Genomic DNA, 25,768 nt, shown 5'->3' with positions numbered 1-25,768 from the left:
CCGCCGGGCGCCGTGTCGGGTCGAAACGCAGCCGCATCGTCATCGCCGGTCGCCGGCAGATCGAGCCGCACGGCCGTGATATCCGGCCAGTCGCCCGACGCAGCCGCGCCGCCATGCGCGTCGACATAAGACGGCGCCGCGACGCGCACGGATTCGTAGGCGGCCAGCGTGTGCAGCGCATGCGCACCTGTCACCGGCATGCCGTCGGTCAGGAACGCGACATCGATATCTTCCGATGTCAGGTCCACATGGGCGTCTGTCAGCGTCACGGTCGGCCGCACGTCCGGAAACCGGTTCACGAAGCGATCGAGCAATGCGCTCAACTGGCTGAGCCCGAACGCGACCGGCGCGGCAATGCGGAGTTCGCCTTCCGGCTTGCTGCCCATCGCAACGACACGACCATCGATCTCGTCGATCGCACCGAGAATCCGCTCGACGCGCGCGAGATACAGCTCACCGATTTCCGTCAGCGACTGGTGGCAGGTGCTGCGTTGCAGCAGGCGCGCGCCAAGGCGCGTCTCGAGCGCATCGACCAGCCGGCTCGCCATCGCCGTCGACACGCGCAGCCGCGTCGCCGCCCGGCGAAAGCCGCCTTCCCTTGCCACCGTCACGAATGCCCGAATCGATTGAAGTTGGTCCATTTGTCCGGAATCCCCTGCGCGGTCGACTGCCTTGACGCGCGCCCCGTCGCCGCATCGCGACCGGCATGTAGCAGCCCGGCCAATGCGGCGGCACCGACGCCGGCTACACCGGGTCGGTCGGCACGCTCGCGCCAGACGCGCGCCGGCATGCAACGGACGCAAGCCGGCCTCGGCCGGCCCGATGCATGAACATTCGAATAGCAGTCCTGAGTCTTTTCCAGTGGTTCGCAGCGACAACGCCGGCGGCATTCGCCGGCCATGCGGCAGTCATGCCTGCATCGCCCGAGTGCACTGGATCACGTTTGTTTCAGCAGGTGCAATGGTATGAAAACCGCCGGAAATTGGCTTGCCCGATCCTGCGATTGTTTTGCCTTAATTTCCGAATTTGTGCGCTGCACACCGCGCAGCGACGCGCGATGCGGTCGCCGGCCATGCAGATCCGGATGATCGGGCTAATTTCCCACAGGTTTAGGCAATCGCGTGCACGCGACTCGCCGTACGATGTGACCGCCGTGCCGGCCCCCTGCCGGGACACCAACACGAAATCACCGCCGCGCACCTTGCACTGATCACTCCGCCATCCGCTCACGCACTATGGAAATCGACGCCCGAACGCCGCCGCTACAGCGCATCACGCCCGATCACGCCCCCCAGTCTCCTGCCCGGTCGCCCACGGCCCGGCTCGCTGCGCTGATCGCCGCCTACGCACCGCACGACGGCACGTTCGATCTCCCGGTACGTGGCATGCGCATCGCGCGCGCTTCCGCGTCTCCGCCGCACTGGAACCATGGCGTGCTCCACGCGTGCCTGAGCATCGTCGGGCAAGGCGCGAAATCGACACAGGTCGGCGACGACACCTACGTGATCGACGAATCGCGGATGCTGGTGGCGACTGCCGACCTGCCCGTCACCGGTCGCGTGATGCGCGCGAGCCCGGCCGAGCCGTTCCTTTATGCGCAACTGGAACTCGACCCGGCGCGCATCGTGGCACTCACGCCGCGCGTATTTCCGCTCGGGCTGCCGAAGGCGGTCGACTGCGGCGCACTCGATACGCACGATGCACAGCCTGAAATCGTCGACGCCGTCGTGCGCCTGATGCAACTGATCGCGCAACCCGACGACATCGACCTGCTCGCGCCGCTGATCGTCGACGAAATCCTCATTCGGCTGCTGCGCGGCCCGTCGGGTGCGCGCGTCGCACAGGTCGGCCTGGCCGATTCGACGACGCAACGCATCTCGCGCGCCGTCGCCTGGATTCGCGACCATTACCTCGATCCGATGACGGTCGAATCGCTCGCGCGGCAGGTGGACATGAGCCCGTCGACCTTCCATCACCACTTCCGTGCGGTCACGTCGATGAGCCCGTTGCAATGCCAGAAGGTGCTGCGGCTGCAGGAGGCGCGCCGCCTGATGTGCGTGTCGGCGATGGATGCGCGGCAAGCGTGCCGCAGTGTCGGCTACGTGAGCGCGTCGCAGTTCAGCCGCGAATACGCGCGCCTGTTCGGCGATGCGCCGGGCCGCGATGTGCTGAAGCTGCGCGACGAAGCGGTGCCGCTATCACGCGTCGCGCCGTAAGCCGGCGCCTCACGCGCGCGGCGCACGCGAACGCGCGCCGCGCTTCGTCCCGCCGGCATGCGCACGCTCGGCCTGCACGGCTTCATCGATGCAGCGCACGAAGTACTCGGCCGACGCCGTGAGCACCGCACTGTCGCGGAACAGCAGATAGAGATTGCGCGCGGGCGGCTGCCCGACGAGATCGAGCGTCTTCAGCGTATCGGAGGCATCTTCCCCACGCAGTGCGAGCTGCGTCCACGCCGTCACCACGTCACTGTTGACGGCCAGTGCGTAGAACAGCGTCTGCGACGCGCAGCGTGTCACGCGGCGCGGCACCGGCAGGCCGGCCTGCGCGAACAGCTCCGCAAGAAACGCGCGGAATTCGGTGGATGGCCCCGTATGCAGCCACTCCGCGTCCTGCAGGTCGGCCAGCGAGGTCGCGCCGGCGAGCTTGCCCTTGCGGCTCACCGCGAACCACATCGGAAACGAGTCGAGATGCTCGCAGCGCACGGACGTGAAGTCCTGCGCATCCGCGCCCGCACCCAGCGCGAAATCGAGTGCACCGTTCTTCAACTGCTCGACCAGCTGCGACGGGCTGCCCTCGACGAATTCGAGCTGGACGTCGGGCATCGCTCGGCGAAAGCGGTTGTACGCGGCGGGCAGCACCGTGATGCCCGCCAGCGGCGTCATCCCGATCGCGAGCCGGCCTTGCCGGTTCTCGCGCAACTGCGCCATTTCCTCCTCGGTGCGCGCAACCTCGTTGACGACCAGTTCGGCCCGCCGCAGCATCGCGCGCCCCGCATCGGTCAGCGTCACGCCCGACGAACTGCGTGCGACCAGCATCAGCCCGAGTTCGTCCTCGAGATCGCGCAGCGAGCGCGTGACGGCAGGTTGCGTGAGATGCAGGGTGCGCGCGGCTTCATGGATGCTGCCCGAGCGGGCAACGGCCACGAGCGCGCGGAGCTGGTGAAGTTTCATGCGACGAATGGACGAGGCAGACGAAAGGCATCAGGGGATAAACAAATGTTATCAGGATAAAAATTTGCGCGTATCGCGATGTTTTGCCGGGTCTTAACATGCGGCCAGCTCTCGCAGGATGCCTGACGATCCATGCGGCGCTCACGATACCGATACCCATGGAGACATCCCCGATGCAAGACGCCGCCACGCCGCTCGTCGACGCGCCGCCTGCCCCGCGCCGCCGCTCGGCGCAGACCCGGACGATCATCGCCACCTCGGCCGGCAACGCGCTCGAGATGTTCGACTTCACCGTGTTCAGCTACTTCGCCGCGCTGATCGGCAAGACGTTCTTTCCGGTCGATTCGGGCGCCGGGCCGCTGCTGCTCGCGATGGCGACGTTCGGCGTCGGCTTCGTGATGCGTCCGCTCGGTGGCGTGCTGATCGGCAACTACGCCGATCGCGCAGGCCGGCGCGCGGCGCTGACGCTGACGATCCAGCTGATGATCGCGGGCACCGCGCTGATCGCGCTGACGCCGTCCTATGCGCGCATCGGTGTCGTCGCACCGGTGCTGGTCGTGATCGGCCGGCTGCTGCAGGGCCTGTCGGCCGGCGGCGAAATCGGGGCATCGACCACCTTCCTGATGGAATCGGGCCCGCTGTCCGGCCGAGGCTTCATGGTGAGCTGGCAAATGATCAGCCAGGGCGTCGCTGCGCTGCTCGGCGCGCTCAGCGGTGCGCTGCTCTCGGCTGTGCTATCGGCGGACGCGCTCGAAAGCTGGGGCTGGCGCGTGCCGTTCCTGCTCGGCCTGCTGCTCGGCCCGGTCGGCTTCTACATCCGCCGGCATCTCGACGAAACGCATGTGCCGACGCACGACGCCGGCGGCAGCGCGGTGCGCGAGGTGTTCACGCACTACCTCGGCCGCGTCGTGCTCGGCACGCTGATGATCATCGGCGGCACGTCGACGCTCTACATCTTCGTGTTCTACATGCCCGCCTATGCGGTACGCACGCTTCACCTGCCGATGGCGACGTCGCTGCTCGCCGGCTGCGCGTCGGGGCTGGCAATGATCGTCGCCGCGCTCGTGTCGGGGCTGTGGATCATCGATCGCCTGCCGCGCCGCAAGCCGATGATCGCCGTCACGTGGCTGCTGTCGCTCGCGTGCGTGTATCCCGCCTTCCGGCTGCTGATCGCCGCGCCGTCGGTGGGGCGGATGGTCGCGATCGTCACCGTCGTAATGGCCTTCGCCACCGCAGGCAGTTCCGCGTTCCTGCTGCTGATCATGGAGGCGTTCCCGCCGCGCGTGCGCGCCACCGCGCTCGCGACGATCTACAGCTTCGGCGTGACGATCTTCGGCGGCTTCGCGCAGTTCAACGTCACGTGGCTGCTGCATCGCACCGGCGACCCGATGTCGCCCGCGTGGTACGTGCTCGCGTGCGGCGCCGTCAGCATGATCGCGCTGTGGCGCTTCCGCGAACGCCCGGCCGACTCGCATCACGACGGCCGCTGAACGGCGCGCCGCTTCATTCACGGCGACGCCCGACACCGGCCACGCCACTCTCCGTCAGACAACAGAATCCGCGACGTCGACGCGTACGCGGGCGGGCCCTTGCACGCCTGCGATTCGCGCGCCGACGATCGCGACACCACGAGACAAACGTGCGCAATTCAACCCTGATGGCCGCGTGCTGCGCGGCAACCTGCATGTGGGCCGCGCCGGCCCGCGCCAACGTACAGATCTACGGCGCGCTCGACAGCTTCCTGCAATACGCGCGCATCGGCAGCCAGACGAGCGTCGGCCTGATGAGCGGCGGTGCATCGACGTCGCGCTTCGGCTTCATCGGCAGCGAGGATCTCGGCGGCGGCCTGCGCGCGAGCTTCCGCCTCGAAAGCGGCTTCGACCTGATGTCCGGGCGCCCGCAGAGCGCGGCATCGTTCTACAACCGCGAAGCCAACGTCGCGATCGGCTCCGCGGACTGGGGGACGATCAAGCTCGGCAAGCAGTATCCGGCGATCGTGCCGGAAGCGGCCGATCCGTTCTATCTCGTCGGCCAGTTGTCGCCGTTCGCGAGCACCGCGCTGATCGGCAGCGATCTCGGGCGCGGTGCCGCGTCGCTGCCCGGGCGCATCGAGAACGCGATCAGCTACAAGACGCCGACCTACGGCGGGCTCGACATCACCGTGCTCTACGCGTTCCGCAACGCGGCGGGCGCGAGCCCGATCGCCAGCAACGCGGGTGTCGTCGCCAATTTCGCGCGCGGCCCGGTGATGCTGAGCGGTGCGTACAACGCGATGTGGGCGGCGACGTCGTCGACACCGGGCGGCGCCCCCGATGGCCCGCGCACCGATTCGGTGATGGCCAGCGCGTCGTATGCGTTCGGACCGACGCTCGCGTCGTTCGCGTACACGCTGATGCGCCCCACCGCGCCCGGCACGCTCGTCGCGCAGGTCTATTCGCTGGGTGCGATCTGGCAGCGCGGCCCGCACGCGATCCGCGCCGACCTCGCGTATCGCACGATCGCAGGCCAGGCGAGCCATGCGCTCGGCGCGCTGCTCGGCTACGACTACCAGTTCTCGAAACTCACCGGTGTGTACGTACGCATCGGCGGCTTCAGCAACACCGGACAGTCGGCGCTGTCGTTCGGCTCCGCACCGATGTCCACCCCCGGCATGAGCAGCACCGTCTTCGCCCTTGGCCTCCGGCAGAAATTCTGACCGCGCCAGTCTCTTCACAGGAGCAATTCATGACTTCACTCGCCCTCGATTTCATCGACAGCCAGCGTGCGCCATTCACCGAGCTGTCCGACCGGATCTGGAACCTCGCCGAGTTGCGCTACGAGGAATTCGCGTCGACCGACCTGCACATCCGGATGCTGGAGGAAGCCGGCTTCCGCGTGACGCGCGGCGTGGCCGACATTCCGACCGCGTTCGTCGCCGAAGCCGGCGACGGCGGCCCCGTGATCGGCATCCTCGGCGAATACGATGCGTTGTCCGGACTCAGCCAGGAAGCCGGCGCACTCACCTGCCAGCCGTCGGGCGAGATCTCGAACGGCAATGGCCACGGCTGCGGCCACCACTTGCTCGGCACGGCCGCACATCTCGCCGCGGCAGCGGTGAAGGCGCATCTCGAACGCACGGGCCAGCCCGGCACCGTGCGCTTCTACGGCTGCCCGGCCGAGGAAGGCGGTTCCGGCAAGACGTTCATGGCGCGCGCCGGCGTGTTCGACGATCTCGACGCCGCACTGTCGTGGCACCCGCACGTGTACACGGGCATCTTTCCGGCCGGTTCGCTCGCGAACATCCAGGCGTACTTCCGCTTCACGGGCAAGGCGTCGCACGCGGCCGCATCGCCGCACCTCGGCCGCAGCGCACTGGATGCCGTCGAGCTGATGAACGTGGGCGTCAACTACCTGCGCGAACACATGCTGCCCGAAGCGCGCGTGCACTATGCAGTGACGAACACGGGCGGCCTGTCGCCGAACGTCGTGCAGGCCAATGCGGAAGTGCTGTACCTCGTGCGCGCGGCCCGCAACGATCAGGCGGCCGAGCTGTTCGAGCGCGTGAAGAACGTCGCGCGCGGTGCGGCGATGATGACCGATTGCCGGCTCGAGATCGTGTTCGACAAGGCCTGCTCGAACCTGCTGGAAAACGCGGTGCTGAACCAGGTCATGTACCGGCATCTGCAGTCGATCGGCACCGCCGGCTTCGACGCCGACGACGCAGCGCTCGCCGATGCGTATCAGCGCCAGACGCTCACTACGCAGGATATCGAAACGTCGTCGCGGTCGCTGAACCAGGCGTGGCGCAATCCGAAAGCGTTGTTCGACGGGATCGATCCGTACGAGCCGGGCAAGGGCCGCCCGATCTGCGGCTCGACCGACGTCGGCGACGTGAGCTGGGTCACGCCGACCGCGCAATGCCATACGAGCTGCTACGCCTTCGGCACGCCACCGCACTCGTGGCAGTGGGTTGCGCAAGGCAAAACGCCGCTCGCGCACAAGGGCATGCTGCTTGCAGCGAAGACGATGGCTGCGACCGCGATCGACCTGCTCGGCGCGCCGGACACGCTCGCGCAGGCGAAGGCCGAATTGCTCGAGCGGCGCGGCGGCCGGCCATACGTGTGCCCGATTCCGGACGATGTCGCACTGCCGTTCCGCCGTTGACCGGTCGCACCGTCAAGCGAGCGCGGGCGGTGCAGCCAGGCTGACGTCGACGCGCTTCGGCAGCACGCCGGCCTGGTAGAACACGTCGGCGATGCGTTGCTGATACGCGAGCGTGTCGCGCGTGACGGGCTCGACGCCGAAGCGCGCGCGGCGAAACGCGAGCGCCACCGCCGGCTCCGGAATCCCCCACAGCTTCGAGAACTCGGCCGCGCCCTGCGCGCGGTTCCCGTCGAGCCATCGCTGGACCGCCGTCAATTCCGACACGGCCACGTCCAGCACGTCGGCATTGCGCTGCGCATAGGTGCGCGACGCAAAGTAGTAGCCGCGATTCTCGACGAGTCCGGCGCCGTCCGCGACGATGCGCGCGCCGAACGCCTGCTGGACGACCGCGAGAAACGGATCCCAGATGATCCACGCATCGACCGAACGATTCTCGAACGCGGCGCGCGCATCGGACGGCGACAGCCAGACCGGCGAGATGTCGGCATAGTTGAGCTTGGCGGCCTGCAGCAGCCGGACCAGCAGGAAGTGCGTGTTCGATCCCTTCACCAGCGCGATGCGCTTGCCGCGCAGGTCTGCAAAGGTCTTGACCGGCGAATCCTTCGCGACCACCAACGCCTCGGCTGCTGGGCCGGCCGGCGTCTGCGCGTAATAGACGAGCGGCGCGCCGGCCGCAAGCGCGAAGATCGGCGGCGCCTCACCGACATCGCCGAAGTCGATCGATCCCGCGTTCAGCGCCTCGAGCTGCGGCGGCCCCGACGGAAACTCGGTCCACGTGACGGTCACGCCGAGTGTCGCGAGCTTGCTCTGCAGCGTACCGCGTGCCTTCAACAGGCTGAGCGGCCCTTTCTGATAGCCGATGCGCAACGTACGCGCGCCGGCCGTGCTCGCCAGCGCGAAGCCCGGATGCGCGGCGGCGCCCGCCGCGATGGCCAGGCCGGCATGCAGGAGCCGGCGGCGGGTTGTGGAGTGTTGGTCTGCCATGTCGTATCGGGTTCGATGAAGAGGATGCAGCTTTGCGCACGCATGCGATGAAGCCGGTCGATCCGATTCTAGGGGGTGGACGCCACGCACCGAACCAACGATGTTCGATATCGAAAGCAAGCGCTTTCATAAGGGCACGCCGGTTATCCAGACGTCATTGCCCGGGTCGGTCGTGAGGATGCAGTCGATATCCGCGTCAAATACAGGACTACAGATTATTTGCGCGACCGGTGCGCACCATCGTACTCAACGCCGACGGTGCGACCTCAGGACTTGCAGGAAGCGTGCAGCGCAGCCTCGTCGGTGGCCAGCATTTCGGGCACGCATTCGCGCAGGAAATCGACGAACGTACGGATCTTCGCATCGAGATACTGGCGCGATGCGTACAGCGTGTAGACCGTCAGCTTCTGCAACCGGTAGTCGGGCAGCACGCGCACCAGCGCGCCGCTCGCCAGCGCGGGCAATGCCGACGACATCGGCAGCGAACCGATGCCGAGGCCCGCGCGCAGTGCGGCGCCGAGCGCGTCGGCGATGTTCACCTGGAAATCCGGCGACGGCAGGTCGAACGTCTCGGGGCCATCCGGGCCGTCGAGATGCCAGCGGTCGCGCGGAAACACGGGCGTGACGATCTGCAGGCACGCATGGCCGTCGAGCTCGCGCACCGTGCGCGGCGTACCGCGCTCCTTCAGATACGCGGGCGACGCGCACAGCACGCTGTGCACCTCGCCGAGCCGCTGCGACACGAGCCCCGAATCGGGCAACTCCGTCGCGCTCAACTGCAGCGACACGTCGTAGCCTTCGTCGATGATGTCGGGCACGTGCTGCGACAGCGTCAGCTCGACCGCGACCGATGGATAGCGCTGCCGGTATCGCACGACCGCGGGCACCACGTAGGCCTGGCCGAAGCTCGTCGTCGCATGGACATGCAGCCGTCCTGACGGCTTTGCCTGTGCGTCGGCCGCCTCGGATTCCGCTTCTTCGATATAACCGAGGATGCGCTGGCAGCGGTCGAGATAGCGCTGCCCGGCGTCGGTCAGCGCAATGCGGCGCGTGCTGCGGTTGAGCAGGCGCGTGCGCAGATGCGTTTCGAGCTGCGCGACCGACCGCGATGCGTAGGCCGTCGTGATGTCCAGGCGCTGGGCCGCGCTCGTGAAGCTGCCCTCCTCCGCCACCCGGACGAAAATGCGCATCATCTGTAACGTGTCCATCGACCTGTCCCCGGGATTGAGATCACGTCGCGCCACCGCGCGGCCACGGTGCCGGCGGCACCGGCGCAGGCCGGTCTGGCGCGAATTGTGCGGAACAGTACAGCAGCGGTGCAGACGTGTCCAGTTCGCCGTAAGCGGCGTGATCCGGACGCCGAATCGTATCGCCGAGTCGCCGCACGCGCGACGTCCGGACCGAGCGGATACGCGACCGGTCGCGCCGGCACCCGAGCGGCATCGGATCGGCAAAAACTACCCGGCGACCACGGTGCCGCCCCACAACTCACGGCATGGTTGACGCATTACGCCCAGGCGGCCGCATCGAACGGATTGCGCAACACGATCGTGTCGTCGCGCTCCGCGCCGGTCGTGATCATCGAGACCGGTGCGCCCGCGACCGCTTCGACGCGCGCAATGAAATCCTGCGCGGCGCGCGGCAGGGCCGCACGTTCACGTACCCCCTTCACGGTGCCCTGCCAGCCGTCGAACCGCTCGTACACGGGCTTCGCGCGTGACTGCGCATCGAGGCTCGCCGGCAAGTGGTCGACCCGCACGCCATCGAGCTCATAGCCGACGCACAGCTCGATCGACTCGAAACCGTCGAGCACGTCGAGCTTGGTGAGCGCCAGCGAATCGATGCCCGAGATCCTGACGGCCTGTCGCAACTGCGCGGCATCGAGCCATCCGCAGCGGCGCGGCCGGCCGGTATTCACGCCGAACTCCTGCCCGCGTGCGCGCAGCGTTTCGCCGGTCGCGTCGGACAGCTCGGTGAGGAACGGGCCGCCGCCGACCCGAGTCGCATACGCCTTGGTGACGCCCAGTACGTGGCCGAGCTTCGACGCGCCCAGCCCGGTGCCGGCCGCCGCTGCCGATGCAACGGTGCCGGACGACGTCACGAACGGGTACGTGCCCCAGTCGATGTCCAGCATCACGGCTTGGGACCCTTCGAACAGGATGCGCTCGCCGCGGTCGGTCGCGTCGTTGAGATCGGCCCAGACGGGGCGTACGAACGGCAGGATCCGCGGCGCAAGGTCGACCAGCGTCGCCAGCATCGCGTCGCGGGAATACTCGTCGAGCCCCAGGCCGCGGAACCACGCGTTGTGATGGTCGACGAGCACATCCAGTTTGGCGGCGAGCCGGCCCGGTTCCGCGAGATCGCCGACGCGCAGACCGCGACGCCCGACCTTGTCCTCGTAGGCCGGCCCGATCCCGCGCAGCGTGGTGCCGATCGGCTCGCGGCGCAGGCGCTCCTGAGCCTGGTCGATCGCACGGTGGATCGGCAGCACCAGCGTCGCGTTCTCGGCGATCGACAGGTTGTCCGGCGTCACCGACAGCCCGAGCTCAGCCATCCGCCCGATTTCCGCGAGCAGCGCTTCCGGATCGAGCGCCACGCCGTTGCCGATCACGCCGCGCTTGCCGCGCACGACACCGCTCGGCAACAGCGCGAGCTTGTACGTCTTGCCGCCGACGACCAGCGTATGACCGGCGTTGTGGCCGCCGTTGTAGCGTGCAACGAGATCGGCCTGTGCCGCCAGCCAGTCCACGACGCGCCCCTTCCCTTCGTCGCCCCATTGGGCGCCCACGACCACCACGTTCGGCATGCTCCGCACTCCATGTGAGAAATTCAGACAGTCATTCGGCCGAGCCGGCCGTTTGTGTGCCATATTGGCGGAGCTTGAGCACCCGATCAAACGATTAAACCTGAACCATCGTGTGAGTAAATATCACACGAACGATACGATGGCCCGACGACTCCCTCCGCTGAATTCGCTGCGTGCGTTCGAAGCCGCCGCGCGCCTCGGCAGTTTCACGCTGGCCGCGGACGAACTATGCGTGACCCACGGCGCGATCAGCCGGCACGTGCAGCAGCTGGAGGCGTGGCTTGGGCGGCCGCTGTTCGAGCGCCATAACCGGCGAGTCGAGCTGACCGACTCGGGCCGCGCGTATCTCGCCGAGGTCGGCGCGTCGTTCGACCGGATCGCGCTCGCCACTGCGCAGCATTTCGGCCATGCGCAGCAGCGCGTGCTGCGCGTGAGCGCACCCGCAACGTTTTCGTTGCGCTGGCTGGTGCCGAAGCTGTCGTCGTTCCAGGTCGCCCATCCGGCCATCGAGGTGCGGCTGTCGACGTCGAACGAGCCGATCGACAAGCTGCGCGACAAGGTCGACCTGATCGTTCGCGGCGGCCCGCAGGCCATCGACGGTTACGTTGCCGAAGAATTCCTGTCCGAAGTCCGGCTGCCGGTGTGTGCACCGAAGCTGCTGGACGGGCGGCCGTTGCATACGCCCGCCGATCTCGCCGGCTTCACGCTGCTGCACGCGGCCACCTATCCCGGCATGTGGCCGGAATGGCTCGCGGCAGCCGGACAGCCGAATCTCGTGCCGCGTCACTCGCTCACGCTCGAGCATTTCTACCTGACGCTGCAAGGCGCGCTCGACGGGCTCGGCGTCGCGATGGGGCCGATCGCGCTCGTCGCAGACGACATTGCCGAAGGTCGGCTCGTGCAGCCGTTCAGCGAACCGGCGTTGCCGCCGTGGCGCTACTTCACGTACGTGGCTTCGGCACGCGCGAACGACGAAGCGGTGCGAGCGTTCAAGGACTGGCTGAAGATGACGGGAAATGCGGCTGCGCCGGGCGGGCGGAACTGACTGCGTCAGTGTGCGGGGGGACACACGCCAAAACATACAGGAATGCGAATCAAATAGCGCAGGCGTATGGATTGCGCTTACGTTCGTCGATACCGGGAGTGTTGCTTTCGATGTGCGCCGTGTGACCACGACGCACGCGGCAAGCCGCGGATCGAACCGTGGCTTGCCGCCGGACGACGCTTACTGACCAGCGCCGGCAGCTTTCTTCTGCGCGTTCTGCAGGTTCTGCGGATAGTTCGGATCATTGGCCGCCGGCTTGTAACCGGCATCTTCGAGTTTCTTCAGCTCGGCGGTGTTCTTCGCACGTGCAGCCTTGTGCTCTGCCTTGCGTTGAGCCCTGGCCGCCTTGCGTGCCTGGCTCTTTGCTGCCTTCGCGTCCTGTGCCGCGGGCGCGCTGGCGTCGGTCTGCGCAAACGCAGGAACTGCCGAGCCGAACAGGAACGCGGCTGCAGTAGCAGCCAGCGTGAGTTTTCTGATCTGGATTCGCATCGCTGAACTCTCTTTTCTGGTTTATCACGGATTGAAAGACCATCGAGATACCGCCCCTGCCCCGATCGGCTGTCATGCCGCGTTCGGGACCTGTGCATCATAACCGCGCCGCGAAAAATGTGGCGTCAACGTGCGAGCGGAATTGGGGATACACGTATGGGAGAAAACGTGGATGCCGCTCGACGGTCACAGGCAGGACGAACTGTGCAGCGCGTGTGGACGCGCGTGACGATCGCGCTGTGGTGGCTTAAAGGGACGGTCGGTGTATCCGCGCTTCTGTGATGAGGATGGGACATGTACCCGCCGTGCAACCCACGACTGTTTCATAGGTGGAGTTACCGGCACGCTCACGCTTGATGTGACTGTTATCGGATCAATCACGATCACAGCATCAGCAGTCGATCTGTGTGTCGCGTTGCCAGTCGACGCGGTTCAAGCGACGGTTCCTCCCATAAACGACCACGATTCGGTTTTTCGGTGAGCAAGGTATGCGCGATTGCATCCCCGCAGCGCACGGCACTCGCTCCGGCAACCAATCGCGGCACTGTGATGCCGGACGTTACCTGAGCCGGTAATACACGTTGCCACGGGGTCCAGTGGTCCTGTTGTCCCGTGGTCGGTATGACGAAAGGTGCGGACACGTTGCGTGCGGTGAAGACATCCGCGGGAATCCCTTCACGGCTACGCCGACGGTGCCGCACCGATGTCACCACGCTCGTCTGGGGATCGTGGCACGTAGGGTTGTGATGTCGCGGCAGCGCTTGTGATCCGTCCGATTCTGCTCAGGAACACATCGCCCCACGTGCGCGAATCACAGGTTTTTCATTCTGCGGTTTTGATCGTCCGGAATCCAGGCGGGTGTCGATCCCCGCACAGCATGTCGATTCCTGTGGCCGCGCCTGGCTGGTGAGCTTTTACGGGATTCCGAACCGTCGGAAGGTGAGAATGTTCGGGATCACCGCTCGAGTTCGGTTGCGGTGAGCTTCATGGCCGCAGGCATCTTCACGTTGGTTCACGACGTGCACTAGATCGACCCAGGGCCGGCGACGTGTGCGACAGCATGGACCCTCCCAGGTCATCTGCGGAAACCGTTCCCGGGCCTCTTCTGGTGACCTGTGGGCACAGCATTGAACTTCGGTTGGTGGCTCCAAAGGTAGAAAGTTGGAAGACGACAGAAGCCGCAAACCGGATCGCGTCTATTCGTCTGTACACAGCCCACGGGCTAAATTTGACGAGAGGCGGGGGCGGGCAATCGGAAAAACTTGTCGATGGACAAGTAAGCACGAGTGCAAAAAACCCTTCGCCTGCCATCCCGGATGATTTCAAACTGCTGTGCACGAAACCAAAGAGATTCGTGTTTCCGGATCGGTGGTTTGCTTTGCTGGTCGATAGCAAGCGCCGGCGAGGTCTCGGAGCCGGTTTTTCGATCCCATAAATGGGAACCTGTGCCTGGAAACGGGTCTTTCTTCCCGTTTTTCTCCCATAGGTGTCTACGTTTCGGTCGATGTGAGTGTGTACTCACCTCTTCTGGAAGCCTTGTCGGGCCTGGAGCCCCTGTAAAACGGGGAGCCAAGTCATTGTTTCCAGGCTTGAATCGCCGGTTTGAGATGCCTGCAACACCATAGACGGCTCCCATTGGTAGCGGTTTATGGGGTTCGTCTTTCTGTGGAAGCGCACGTGTGTTTACATCTTTTGTTAACAACGTTTACTTCTTTAACTACTTTTAGACGGCTCACAGCCTTATCTGACAAGGGTTTGATGGGTGTTCGGTACCCATTTATGGGAGCACAGGTGTAAGGGCTTGGGGGTTAAGGTCTGTGGATTTGGGATTTGGGGTACCGCGTTGTGGGGAATCGGGGTTGTGGATATGGGGCAAGCGTACCCGGTTATGGGAAATCGGCCTGGAAACGCGTTGGGTAGTCATCTATGGGAACGTTCGTAGGTAGCCTTTTATGGGGCGCTCTTTTGGATTCGTGAGAGCCGGGTCGCACAGTGATTTTTCTCTGGTAGCCGGTTATGGGGCGCCTCAAAGGTACCCGGTTATGGGCTGCATTTGAGGTGGCTCGACAGCATTTCTCCAGGATTTCTTGTGACTGGTTCCCATGGACAGGATCGAGGGCACCGACAGGTAACCTCCTATGGGGAAAACAACAGGTTGCCGTTTATGGGGGCGATGTCGGCCTTCAGGGCTAAAATCCGCGGAGCCAACGTAGCCGAAGCCGGTCGAAAGGTAGCCTCCTGTGGGAATCGGTGAAGGTAGCAAGTTATGGGAAGAAAACCGGTCTGTGCTGCAGAGCACCACGAATTCACCTAACGATCTCGATTCTGCGCGTTTGCTTCCCATGGATGGTTACCTTGCCAAGGGCAATTCTCATGCCGGGTTTCCGTGTCCGGGTATGAAAGGTAGCGGCTTGTGGGAAGCATTTTTGTCGAAAGGTAGATGGATATGGGGTTCCGCACAGATCGTCTGATTGAAAATTTCCCTTTCGTATCTGGAACTTAGCAGCGATAGTGCAAGTAAAGCCGGAACAGGGGCGTTGCTCGTCGACGCGAAAAGGTATAAAGTCCGCTCTCAACAAGGTGACCTTATCCGGACATTACGATGCCGCGCAAGCCCGCAAGCAAAGGCTCAGACAAACAGGTTTCGCTGTTTCAGACACCCGAGCCTCCCGACTTGCTGCGCAAGGCGGTCCAGGCGATTCATATCGCGCCCAAGTCCGGAAAGATCGGTCTGCAGCAGCGCAAGATGTTCAGCTCGCTGATCAAGAACGCGCTTCGACAGGAGGCGTTCGAGCCAGGCCGGACGAGCTTCTCGATCTCGCTTGCGTCGCTTTCGCACGAGAGCGGGTTGAACAGCAACAACACGAAGTACGTAAAGGACACGGTCAACTCGCTGATCAGTACCGTCGTCAACTGGGACTACCTGGCCGCGGACCGGTCGACAGTCTGGAAAGCGTCGGGCCTGCTCGCCGGCGCGGAGCTCGAGCAATCGGTGCTGAAGTACAGCTTCTCCGACCAGATTCGCAGCGAATTGCTCAACCCCGAGATCTACGCGCTGATCGATATGCGGATCGCCCGCGAGTTCCGGCGATCGCACTCGCTCGCGTTGTGGGAAAACACGGTGCGCTACGAGGGGATCGGCATCACCGCGAAGATCCCGCTGCCGAAATTTCGTGACCTGATTCTCGGCCAGGACAAGGCGTCGCAGTCGTACAAGGAATACAAGCTGTTCAAGAGCAAGGTCCTGGTGCCGTGCATTCAGGAGGTGAACGAAGTTTCGGATCACACGCTCGAGTTGATCGAACACAAGTCCGGCCGGAGCGTGGAGGCCGTTCAGTTCAAGGTGACGCGCAAGCAGAGCACCGATACGGTGGAGGACGGCGACGTCAAGAACGAAGCGCTGGTCGAAGAGGTTGCCAAGTTCGGCATCCCGCGTTCGGAAGCGCGCCGGCTGATCACGCAATATGGCGTGCAGCGCATCAAGGCGGCGATTGCCTATACGCTCAATCGGACTACGAAGAAGAATGCGGCCCCGGTCGACAACGTGGCCGCATATTTCCGCAAGGCGCTGACGCACGGCTACACGCTGTCCGACGGGCAAGGAACGGAGGCGGCCGCTCCGGCGAAGGAATCCGCGCAGAGCAAGCAGGAACAGATTCGCGACAAATATCTGGCGGCAAAGGTCGAAGAAGCCGGCGCGTATTTCCGCGAACTGGAGATCGACGACCAGACCAAGCTGATCGAGCGTTACAACGAAACGGTGGCAGGCTCGAAGGATCTGACACTGTCGCCGAAGAAGAAGGCGAGCAAGCTCGCGCAGACCAGCTTCTTCCGTTGGCTCGCGCTGGATACGTGGGGCGAACCGACCTCGGACGATTTGCTGGAATTCCTGCTGAAAAGCAGTCTCGCAGGCAACTGAACAAGGCCTCGCAGCCGGGTGTGCGTCGCGCGCCGGACATCGCTGTCCGGCTTCGCGAGGCATCGCGGATGCGAGGCCTTCTGCTTTTCGCGCGTTAGTTACTGTGGCGTGGCCGTTGCCAGTTCGGCAACGTACGCGTCGATGACGGTCTTGAGCTTGTCGGCAAGCGCTTCCTGGTGCGATGCGTCGACGCCCTTGAGCTGCAAATCCAGACGTCCGTCCGGATAGGTTTTCAACTGGCCGATCGCGCGCGATTCGAGCGCGAAGTCGTGGCGAACGCTGTAACGCGTACGTCCCGCTTTTTTGCTGCCGTCGCTTTGCGCACGCAGGAAATTCTCCAGATCACGAACCGATTTCTTCCGGTCGATCACGGCCGTCAATAGCCGGTCGGCCGTCGGCTCGCCCAGGCGTTCGAAGATCAGCTTCAGGAAGTACGCCGCCTGCAGGCCGACCACGTCGTTCGCGCTCGCCATCCGCTCCAGCAGTGTGTTCGGGAGTGCGTTGAGCGACAGCGTCTTGCTGATCGATGCCTTGTCCTTGCCGATCTTTTCCGCCAGCGTGTTCTGGTCGGAAAAGACCTTCTCGTCGAGGAGACGCTTCCACGCGACGGCATCGTCGAAGATCGTCTGGCGTTCGTGGTCGTGGTTCGCGCGATACGCGATCGTGTAGAGCTGTTCCGGCGTGTGATCCGTGCGGAACGTGGCGTTGATGGTTTCATCGCCGTTGATGCTCGTCGCGCGAAGCCGGCGTTGCCCGTCGATCACCACGAGCTTGCCGGGAAACTCCGGGAGCCGCGTAACCTTGATCGGCTCGATCTGCCCTTCCCGTTTCAGCGTCAGGGCGAGCTCGTGCAGGCTCGACTCCGAGTAAAACACGCGCGGGTTGAACGGGTTCGGAATGCAATCCTTGACCGATACCTTCTGAGGCGCGCCAAGATCCGGCGCCCCGGCGGGCGTGGCTTCGGCCGGGGCGCTGGCTGCTGCCGTTTCACCGACGACATTCGGTGCGGCCGCCGGTTCGGGCAGCCGCGTTTCGAGTGCCGCATTCTCCTGAGCGAGCCCGCGCAGCAGACCGGCTGCGAGATGCAGGTTGCCGGTCGGCTTCTTGTCTTTCGATGTGTCCTTAGCCATGGGCGGCTCCGGTAGCGCGCGTCGACGCGATGTATTGGGCCATTTCCGTGACCAGCTTTTCGATTTCCGCACGGGCTTCTTTCAGGCCCTTCAGATATCGATTGTGGTGATGGATCGTGGTGCCGAGCGCAAACGTCTGACGGTAGACCTCGCGCTGCGCGATCTGGCTGTCGAGCAGATGCTCCCCTATTTCTTCAGCTCTTAGAATTTTTAAAATTTCTTCACGCATTTTAGTTTTTCCATTAACGCTATTCAGCATTAATGCGGAAGAAAGATTCGGGTTACGGACAGACCGCATCGACTCGATCATGCGGATCATCGCAACGGTGCTGTAGAGATCGGCTGGCGACGGCGACAGCGGCACGAGACAGAAGTCGGCGACCTCGAGTACGGAGGCAATGCGCGGGTCTTCGAGGTTGCCAGGACAGTCGACAACGATCACGTCGAAGTTCGCGTCCTGTTTTTTGATCTCGCCGCCGATGCCGCGACCGGCAGGGGCCAGAGAAAGAACCGTCATCGGCAGCGTGTTCTCGCCGCTGGTCACCCACCGGACGGACGTGCCTTGAGGGTCGGCATCGATCAGGGCGACCTTGTTGCCGCCGGCTTCGAATGCAGCGGCGATATTGACGGAGATGGTTGTCTTTCCAGTCCCACCTTTTTGATTGCTGACGGCGATCTTGAAAGCCATTAAATTCCTCCACGGAGTTTTGCGTAATATATGCAGTTATTATCAAAATGTCCAGAAAAGCCTTCGACACGATGTATGTCTTGGAGATCAATGTGGTTGTCACGTGACAAGTGGGCCGAATGGCCAACGAATCAGTCACGATTTGTGATCGAGTAAAAATAAAATTGACGATCACGATTGAAAAGTACGTACCAAGATGGAGCGGAAATTCGACGAATTTCAAAGTCGATAGCAGTGTTAGCGAATGGAGATGGACTGCTTGATCTCGCAATGTTCCTGATGGAACTCGTCACAGGCCGAGGTAGTTAATTCCACGTGCGTCGCCGGAAAGCCTGGTTGTCACGTGACAAGTGGCAGGGATTTGCTCCTCCTCAACGTAATCCGGAGCAAGGAGATCTCAGATTCGATTGTGCTTCTGGTTATGACGGGATCATTTCGAGGCCCGAATTCTGGTCTTTGGATCGGCGCGACGACCTCTCGAGCAGTGAGTTGTCACGTGACAATCGAATCAGAGCGGCTGGCAACGTCCGTTCGGAATCGTTTCTCAGGAGGGGTTGTGATCCGACTCCATAGAACGTGAGTAAGTTGATCGAGAAGAGAAGATTCGTCACCGCTGGCTCGTCACGAAAAGCGATTCCCTGGGCGAATTGCCAGGGGAGTTGTCACGTGACAACTGGAGTGTTGTGTCGTGTCTTGCGTGTCGAAGTGGCGCGTTGCAGCGCATACGGGGCGGGAGACATCTTTATCGAAGAGTCTGGATCATCAGTGGTCTGCAGATCCTGGGGGCCTCGTCGCTGACCATTCGCATTCACGTGCCAGTGGAAAGGTGCCGCTCGGCTTGCTGGATCGCGCCCACAAATGGGCATCACGGATGCCTTTGATGTGACCCCATTTATGTGGAGCGTTCGAATCTACTTCATCGCATTCTTTGGTCGGCAGGGGAGGGTATAGGCTTTGTCACACGCACCCTTGAGTTACGACCAGTACACCGTGAGCTTCCGCTCGACAACTGGGCATGCGAGGCTCCGATTTGCGACAAATTTCTCTGTTGAAGGCCATGTGGCAACTCAAACGGGCCGGATCGTGAAACATTTCCAAGAAATGCGGTGTTCGTGGAAATCCTTATCCGGCAATGGGTTGCGCTATATTCTTCATGTTGTTTCACGCAAAATCGACGAGATTACCCCTGTAAATAGGGGCGTATGATCATTTCGCGTCTGGCACTCCGAAGGCCGGGCAAATATGCCTCGATTTGTGTGTATCGATACGTAATGTGTAGTATTTGAAATGTTTCGATAGATCTGGAGCCGTAGGTAAATCGAGATGAGCCGAATCAAATACATCGCAGACACGCTGTTGAGCCTCTTATCAGACGTGCTGCGCCGATCTATCGGCCTGAGTTGTCACGTGACAACGCACAAGCTCGACGTACAAATCGTTGGATTGCACCGTGGCGCGAGACTCCTCGTACTGGAGAGTTAGAAACCGAGCGTCTGGAAGACAGTAGGACGACTTGGCCGAGGAGGGAGCAAAGTCCTCATCAGTCATGAGAACGGTTTGAGACGACTTGTCTCTGGCCGATGGATGCTCGTGAGCTCTGATGCAGGGTCGACACCGCGAGGCGCCCAGGCACCGCTCGATACTCAAATTGAAATTCGCAGACGGCTGCAGGGCAATCAATCAGAAGTGGGCAACAAGCGCGCATCCCGCTGCGCTCGCCTGGATCACCCGGATCGACCTTCCACGCGTGAAGGAGCGATCCAACCCTTCCGCGGATACCGCCCAACGCGGCATCCTGCCTCTCCGGTACCGTCCCAGGGCTCAATACGTCGCGGCGACAGACAGGACAACATCCGTTCCGCTCCGCAGGCTATCGATATCTCTCCGCGGAGAATTGCCGAACAACCGGCTGTATTCACGATTGAACTGAGTCGGGCTCGCATATCCGACCCTGAACGATGCCGACGCGGCGTCGAGCCGCTCGGACAGCATCAGTCGACGCGCTTCGTTGAGCCGTATCCATTTCTGGTACTGCAGCGGACTCATGCCGGTGAGCTGGCGGAAGTGGTGGTGGAAGGTCGAACTGCTCATTTGTACCTGCGCCGCCAGATCGTCGACCCGCAGCGACTCGTCGTAATGGGTCCGCAACCACTGGATCGCCCGCGACACGCGGTTGCCCTGACTGCCGGCAGACGCAATCTGACGCAGACGGGCGCCCTGGTCGCTCGTCAGCAGCCGGTAGTAGATTTCCCGCTCGACGTACGGTGCAAGAACTGCAATGGCGTTTGGGTCATCCAGCAACGCCAGCAACCGGTTCACCGCGTCGTAGAGCGGTTCGTTCATATCGCCGACGACGAGGCCGCGGCCTGCGGGAGCTTCCTCGTGATCCGGTGCGACCTGCACCATCAGTTCGGCCATCACGCGAAAATCAAGCTTGAGCCCGATGCCGAGAAACGGCCTTTCGCGGCTGGCCTCGATGACCTGCGTCGAACCGGGCAAGTCGAGCGACGTGATCAGAAAGCGATTGGCGTCGCAGAGATACACATCGCCGCTCTGAATGAGCCGCTTCGTGCCCTGGACGACGAGACCGAAGCTCGGCTCGACCAGGCAGTCCATCGGCTGCGTTGTCGCCTCCCTTCGATGGAGGCTCAGGTTCGGAATGGCCGTGGCGAGGTGGTCTGTGCTTTCCGTCCATCTCGCGACGCGCTCTGCAAGCGTCCGCCGCAGGTCGTTCTCTCGGCTATCGCTGGTCGATCGGCGGGCTGCTGGGTTGAATGCGGCGAAGGTGGCGTCGTCGACTGGTTGGCCGGGTGCGTATCGGACGGGTGCCGGATGCATGACTTCTCTACTCAGGTAAGCGGGTCTACAGACAGCCCGTCGACGTGCGGTTACGCCGGCAACGCGCCTGCCGGAGTCGCGGCATTGCCGCGCTCCGGGGAAAAAAGTGCAACGACAGGTGGATCTACTTCGTCGCCTGCGACGCGCAAAGCGACCAGCGACGCGATTTGGTGGCAACGGACGTGACGCGCTCGTCGACCGTGCGCCACCACCGTTCGCCGCGATGCGGCTCGTCGAGTGCGAGCCGTTCGCCCATTCTGGGCGTCGACAGTTCGACGCCTCGCACGATCGCCAGCGCCGTGACGCGCTCGAATGGTTCCTGCCAGCGATGCATCGCGAGATCGAACGTGCCGTTGTGGATCGGCACCAGCCAGCGGCCGCGCAAATCGATGTGCGCCTGGACGGTTTCTTCCGGCTGCATGTGTACGTACGGCCATTGCGCGTCGTATGCGCCTGTTTCGATCAGCGTGACATCGAACGGCCCGAGTCGCTCGCCGATCGTCCGGAAACCATCGAAGTAGCCGGTGTCGCCGCTGAAGAACACGCGCAAGTCGTCGTCGACGATGACCCAGGATGCCCACAGCGTGCTGTTGCCGTCGAACAGGCTGCGCCCGGAAAAGTGCTGGGCAGGTGTCGCGGTCAGCGTCAGGCCGGCCACGTCGACGCTCTGCCACCAGTCGAGCTGACGGACTTTCTTCGCGTCGATGCCCCATTCGATCAGGCGGTCGCCGACACCCAGCGTGGTCACGAACACACCGGTGGTTGCCGCGAGTGCGAGCACCGTGTCGCGGTCGAGATGATCGTAGTGATCGTGCGACAGGATCACGCCGCGCAGCGGCGGAAGATCTTCAAGCGCGATCGGCGGCGCATGGAAACGCTTCGGGCCGACGCGCCGAAACGGCGACGCGCGCTCGGCGAACACGGGATCGGTCAGCCAGAATTCACCGCGCAGCTTGAGCAGCAGCGTCGAATGGCCAAGCCGGTACAGGCTGCGATCGGGGGCCGCGTCGAGTTCCGCGCGCGTCAGCGAATCGACGGGCAGTACACCCGCAGGCACGGTATGGCGCGGCTTGTTGAACAGCATGTTCCAGGCGATCCTGAGCGTCTTGCCGAACCCCTCGACCGGACGGGGCGCGACATTGCTGAAGCGCTCGCCATTGTGCTGCGGCGAGCCGCCAGACAGCGTGCGGCCGCGTCGCGCGGCCGCAAAACCCAGAATGCGATGAATCAAAACGAGAGGCGATGCCATGTCGGTTCGTCCGGAGGGTAAAGTACACTAAACAGTGTAGTTTATTTCTGGGATAAGTAAACTACCCGGTGTAAAATTTCTGAATGGATACCAGTACTCCCCCTCAGCGCCTGACCGATCGAAAGCGCGCGGCCATCGTTGACGCGGCCATCGAGGAATTTCTCGCGTCGGGTTACGACGCGACCAGCATGGACCGCATTGCCGCGCGTGCGGACGTGTCGAAGCGCACGGTCTATAACCACTTCCCGGGCAAGGAAACGTTGTTCGCCGCGATCCTGCAAAAATTGTGGGATGCGACCCAGACCGGCAGTTCGCCAACCTATCGCGCCGATGTGCCGCTGCGCGAGCAATTGCTCGCGTTGCTGGATCGCAAAATGCGCCTGCTCAGCGACGAGGCATTTCTTTCGCTCGCACGCGTCGCGATCGGTGCGGCCATTCATTCGCCGGAACGTGCGCGTGACATGGTCGAGCGCCTCGGCGAGCGCGAGGAAGACATGACGGTCTGGGTGCGGACCGCGGCGGCGGCTGGACGCCTGTCCGTCACCGATCCGGTGTTTGCCGCGCATCAGCTGCACGGTGTCGTGAAGGCATTCGCGTTCTGGCCGCAGATCACGATGGGCCAGCCGCCGCTCGCCGAACCGGAGCAACAAAAAGTCGCGGAATCCGCTGCCGACATGTTTCTCGCGTACTACGCGCGACCGGAACACACCGACGCATCGCGCGCCGTCACGGACTGATCGTGCACCCGGTCGAACTTGCGCGAATCGAGCCTAGCGCAACGCGCATGATCGTTGCGCGCTTCGCAACGACGAGCCGGCAAACCGCCAGATCCGCGGAAGCGAACGCGGAACAGCCTCATTTGATCTCTGGCCATGCAGCGGAACTCGGCGATGCCGTCAGCGCACCTGAAACCGAACGTGAGTAACGACGAATGAAGACGCTGTTGATCGTCTATCACACGATGACCGGCGGCACGCAACAGATGGCCGAAGCGGCTGCCGGCGCTGCGCGCGAGCAAACCGGCGTCGACGTCAGGCTGCAGCGCGCGGATGCGACGAGCGCGGACGACGTGCTGGCCGCCGACGCCTACCTGTTCGCAACGCCCGAGAATCTCGCGGCAATGTCCGGGCTGATGAAGGATTTCTTCGACCGCTGCTACTACGCGGCGCTCGATCGCGTGAACGGCCGCCCGTATGCGGTGATGATCTGCGCGGGAAGCGACGGACAGAACGCGTTGCGGCAGATCGACCGGATCGCGACCGGATGGCGGTTGAAGAACGTGGCACCGGGCCTGATCGTCTGTACGCACGCGCAGACACCGGAACGCATCCTCGCGGCGAAGACGATCGACGGCGACGATCTCGCGCGCTGCGCCGAATTGGGCGCCGGTCTTGCCGCTGGGCTTGCACTGGGCGTTTTCTGATCACCTGCGCTGCGACAGCGGCGATCGGTCGGTGCACGTTTGAGTACATGACGCGTGCGTTTTCGAGCAGTACCGATCCTGCGGGAACGGGGCTGGCCGAATGCCCGGCCCCTAGTTGCCCTTTGCCGTTGTCGAAGGTCGGTGATATTCGGGCCAAAGACGTTTCACGAGATCGCGCGATGCGCCATACGCATGGCAACTGTCGATCTTGAGCGGTTTTCCGTCGCTGTCGCGCGCCTCGAGCGATGACGTGCGCATGCCGACCATCGTCTGATAGGCCGTGGTGGCGATCGGGCCGAGCAATTCCTTCAGGTGCGTGCACGTATCGCAGGACGGCAGGCGCTTGCGAATCTCGCTGTTCCAGCCTGCGCCGATGCTCAGTCCGACGAGCGCCTGCAGCGAGTCGCCGCCGCCCGGGCACTGCGCATACGGATGCGACCGAAGGAACGTGGAGACGGCGCGGACGACCATGTCGGCGTCGAAGACCAGCGTCACGCCGAGGTCGTGGATCGGCGACAGCGCTGCGACCGTCCGCGTGCCGCCCGGCGGCGTGAAATCGAAGGTTTTGCGGTCCGCGAGGCAGGCCGTTACTTCGAACTGGCCGTCGCTGCGCCGATAGCCGCGCATGTCGATCTGCCGATGGTGAATCTCCTCGCGCGTGATGCCGTCGTGCGCGATGTCGTGTGGGGGAACCATGTATCTGCTCCGTTTCGTACAACCGGTTCGTTCTTCTGGCAGGCAAGCGGGACGTCGACGGCTCGCCCGGGGGCGCGGCAAAACGGGGCGAGACAGGCTGCCGACGACATCGATTCGGCCATACTACGCACTTTCCGGCCACTTCGTGCGCCACGGGATCGATGCGGACGCAACGAGTCATGTACGGGCACCGATGCTGTCGATTGGGCACGGCGCTTGCGCCGATCCATTGCCGCGATCGTTGATGCGCACGCAGACGACGCCGTTGTCCGGAATGCGGAATCGCAGCCGGGGCCCGCGACGTACCGATGCGGCGGGATCGCGTTCGACGTCCCGAGGCGGAATACTCCGGGTCGGGCGTCGATTGGTGCCGCCGGGGCAATCGCAGCGCGCAAGATGGCCCCGATTTCCGCTGTCGAAGGTGAACGGCGTGACTTCCGGAAACGTATCCATATAATGCGCAACACGACCGCATGGACGCATTTCCGGTACCCCGATTCGGGCCAATGCAGACCAGTGAGTCAACCGGCCGCCGCGCGTACCGGTATACTTCCACTCCTGCCTTGTCCGGCATCGTGGCCGGGTGCCTGAAAACAGAGTGGCGTGTGCGATGCGGCCCCGTAGTGTTCCGCATCGGCGGCAGACGGGTCGCCCGCATGGCGGCGAAGTTTTTGCGCCGCGCGGCATGGCCGCACGAACCACACCTTATATTCCTGGTGGATTGAATTTATGGGTTTTGAACAACTTGCCGAATTGCGAGCGCAGCTCGCAGCGAAGGCCAAGCAGGAGCGCAACGCGAAGCGGCCGGCAGCGCCGGCGGACACCGGCGCGAAGCCGAAGTCCGGCGACCAGCCGAAGCGTGGCGCCAAGCCGGCTGCGGCCGGCGGCAAAGCACCGCATCGCGCTAAGCCTGCTTCGGCGAAGCCGTCGGCGCCGGTCGATCCGGTCATCGTTGCGATCGGCAAACTGCAGCGTAAGTTTCCGAATGCGTTCCCGAAGAATCCGGCCCCCAAAGTGCCGCTCAAGGTCGGTATCTGGGACGACCTCGCACGTGAAGCACAGGCCGTCGGGCTCAACGAAGCCGAACTGCGCGAAGCGATGTCGACGTGGTGCCGTGGTAACCGTTACTGGTCGTGCCTCGTCGAAGACGCGGTGCGGGTCGATCTGCAGGGCAACGAAGCAGGG

The 25,768-nt window shown here is 63.6% G+C and carries 21 protein-coding genes; 9 read left to right on the top strand and 12 right to left on the bottom strand.

The window, feature by feature from the left end:
* Window positions 1-641: LysR family transcriptional regulator (locus tag G3N99_RS12190; RefSeq protein WP_206122500.1), on the bottom strand; the 641-nt coding region annotated here is incomplete at its 3' end.
* A gap of 594 nt (window positions 642-1,235) precedes the next feature.
* On the opposite strand from G3N99_RS12190, the gene G3N99_RS12185 reads away from it, so the two are divergent.
* A complete protein-coding gene (locus tag G3N99_RS12185; protein ID WP_206122499.1) occupies window positions 1,236-2,216 on the top strand; it encodes an AraC family transcriptional regulator in 981 nt (326 codons plus the stop codon).
* Between the two features lie 9 nt (window positions 2,217-2,225).
* On the opposite strand, the gene G3N99_RS12180 is transcribed toward G3N99_RS12185, so the two are convergent.
* A complete protein-coding gene (locus G3N99_RS12180; RefSeq protein WP_174943373.1) occupies window positions 2,226-3,173 on the bottom strand; it encodes a LysR substrate-binding domain-containing protein in 948 nt (315 codons plus the stop codon).
* Between the two features lie 173 nt (window positions 3,174-3,346).
* Here G3N99_RS12180 and G3N99_RS12175 point away from each other — a divergent pair, with 173 nt between their 5' ends.
* The 3 genes from G3N99_RS12175 to G3N99_RS12165 all read left to right on the top strand — a co-directional run bounded on the left by G3N99_RS12175 (window position 3,347) and on the right by G3N99_RS12165 (window position 7,316).
* A complete protein-coding gene (locus G3N99_RS12175; protein ID WP_241011598.1) occupies window positions 3,347-4,663 on the top strand; it encodes an MFS transporter in 1,317 nt (438 codons plus the stop codon).
* Window positions 4,664-4,812: 149 nt separating this feature from the next.
* On the top strand, window positions 4,813-5,868 hold the full coding sequence (locus G3N99_RS12170; RefSeq protein WP_174944279.1) for a porin: 1,056 nt from the start codon (window positions 4,813-4,815) through the stop codon (window positions 5,866-5,868).
* Window positions 5,869-5,897: 29 nt separating this feature from the next.
* Window positions 5,898-7,316, top strand: coding sequence for a M20 family metallopeptidase (locus G3N99_RS12165; RefSeq protein WP_174943366.1), 1,419 nt, complete (start codon window positions 5,898-5,900; stop codon window positions 7,314-7,316).
* Between the two features lie 12 nt (window positions 7,317-7,328).
* Here G3N99_RS12165 and G3N99_RS12160 read toward each other — a convergent pair whose 3' ends face one another.
* From G3N99_RS12160 to G3N99_RS12150, 3 genes are all read right to left on the bottom strand, one after another.
* Window positions 7,329-8,300: an aliphatic sulfonate ABC transporter substrate-binding protein gene (locus G3N99_RS12160; protein ID WP_206122497.1), complete on the bottom strand. Its 972-nt coding sequence runs from the start codon at window positions 8,298-8,300 to the stop codon at window positions 7,329-7,331.
* A gap of 266 nt (window positions 8,301-8,566) precedes the next feature.
* Window positions 8,567-9,508 (bottom strand): LysR family transcriptional regulator, encoded by a 942-nt coding sequence (locus G3N99_RS12155; RefSeq protein WP_174943362.1) that lies wholly within the window; start codon window positions 9,506-9,508, stop codon window positions 8,567-8,569.
* Window positions 9,509-9,807: 299 nt separating this feature from the next.
* A complete protein-coding gene (locus G3N99_RS12150) occupies window positions 9,808-11,106 on the bottom strand; it encodes an adenylosuccinate synthase (RefSeq protein WP_206122496.1) in 1,299 nt (432 codons plus the stop codon).
* Between the two features lie 139 nt (window positions 11,107-11,245).
* Here G3N99_RS12150 and gcvA point away from each other — a divergent pair, with 139 nt between their 5' ends.
* A complete protein-coding gene (gcvA, locus tag G3N99_RS12145; RefSeq protein ID WP_206122495.1) occupies window positions 11,246-12,151 on the top strand; it encodes a transcriptional regulator GcvA in 906 nt (301 codons plus the stop codon).
* Window positions 12,152-12,331: 180 nt separating this feature from the next.
* Here the strand turns inward: gcvA and G3N99_RS12140 are convergent, their stop codons facing one another.
* A complete protein-coding gene (locus tag G3N99_RS12140) occupies window positions 12,332-12,640 on the bottom strand; it encodes a hypothetical protein (protein ID WP_011349219.1) in 309 nt (102 codons plus the stop codon).
* A gap of 2,602 nt (window positions 12,641-15,242) precedes the next feature.
* On the opposite strand from G3N99_RS12140, the gene G3N99_RS12135 reads away from it, so the two are divergent.
* Window positions 15,243-16,559, top strand: a complete 1,317-nt coding sequence (locus tag G3N99_RS12135) for a replication initiation protein (RefSeq protein ID WP_039369202.1) — start codon at window positions 15,243-15,245, stop codon at window positions 16,557-16,559.
* Window positions 16,560-16,657: 98 nt separating this feature from the next.
* Here G3N99_RS12135 and G3N99_RS12130 read toward each other — a convergent pair whose 3' ends face one another.
* The 4 genes from G3N99_RS12130 to G3N99_RS12115 all read right to left on the bottom strand — a co-directional run bounded on the left by G3N99_RS12130 (window position 16,658) and on the right by G3N99_RS12115 (window position 22,464).
* The gene (locus tag G3N99_RS12130; protein WP_174987969.1) at window positions 16,658-17,689 is read right to left on the bottom strand and encodes a ParB/RepB/Spo0J family partition protein; all 1,032 of its coding nucleotides are present in this window, start codon (window positions 17,687-17,689) and stop codon (window positions 16,658-16,660) included.
* Window positions 17,682-18,377 (bottom strand): ParA family protein, encoded by a 696-nt coding sequence (locus tag G3N99_RS12125; protein ID WP_011350423.1) that lies wholly within the window; start codon window positions 18,375-18,377, stop codon window positions 17,682-17,684. The genes G3N99_RS12130 and G3N99_RS12125 overlap by 8 nt, the downstream gene beginning before the upstream one ends.
* A 1,821-nt stretch (window positions 18,378-20,198) precedes the next feature.
* Window positions 20,199-21,215, bottom strand: a complete 1,017-nt coding sequence (locus G3N99_RS12120; RefSeq protein ID WP_206122494.1) for an AraC family transcriptional regulator — start codon at window positions 21,213-21,215, stop codon at window positions 20,199-20,201.
* 124 nt (window positions 21,216-21,339) lie between these two features.
* Window positions 21,340-22,464 (bottom strand): MBL fold metallo-hydrolase, encoded by a 1,125-nt coding sequence (locus G3N99_RS12115; protein WP_206122493.1) that lies wholly within the window; start codon window positions 22,462-22,464, stop codon window positions 21,340-21,342.
* Between the two features lie 83 nt (window positions 22,465-22,547).
* Between G3N99_RS12115 and G3N99_RS12110 the strand changes: the two genes are divergently transcribed.
* Window positions 22,548-23,201: a TetR/AcrR family transcriptional regulator gene (locus G3N99_RS12110; protein WP_174943348.1), complete on the top strand. Its 654-nt coding sequence runs from the start codon at window positions 22,548-22,550 to the stop codon at window positions 23,199-23,201.
* Window positions 23,202-23,395: 194 nt separating this feature from the next.
* Window positions 23,396-23,887, top strand: coding sequence for an NAD(P)H-dependent oxidoreductase (locus tag G3N99_RS12105; protein WP_174987963.1), 492 nt, complete (start codon window positions 23,396-23,398; stop codon window positions 23,885-23,887).
* A 111-nt stretch (window positions 23,888-23,998) separates the two neighbouring features.
* Here the strand turns inward: G3N99_RS12105 and G3N99_RS12100 are convergent, their stop codons facing one another.
* On the bottom strand, window positions 23,999-24,583 hold the full coding sequence (locus tag G3N99_RS12100) for a DUF2889 domain-containing protein (protein WP_206122492.1): 585 nt from the start codon (window positions 24,581-24,583) through the stop codon (window positions 23,999-24,001).
* Between the two features lie 177 nt (window positions 24,584-24,760).
* A complete protein-coding gene (locus G3N99_RS12095) occupies window positions 24,761-25,036 on the bottom strand; it encodes a hypothetical protein (protein WP_206122491.1) in 276 nt (91 codons plus the stop codon).
* Window positions 25,037-25,312: 276 nt separating this feature from the next.
* Between G3N99_RS12095 and G3N99_RS12090 the strand changes: the two genes are divergently transcribed.
* The coding region (locus G3N99_RS12090) for a ProQ/FinO family protein (protein ID WP_206122490.1) at window positions 25,313-25,768 on the top strand (456 nt) is incomplete at its 3' end.

It is taken from the genome of Burkholderia sp. Ac-20392, from assembly GCF_017104585.1.
Classification (GTDB): Bacteria; Pseudomonadota; Gammaproteobacteria; order Burkholderiales; family Burkholderiaceae; genus Burkholderia; species Burkholderia lata.
The sequence above is the reverse complement of the archived record's forward strand: the minus strand, read 5'-3'. Positions and strand labels throughout refer to the sequence as shown.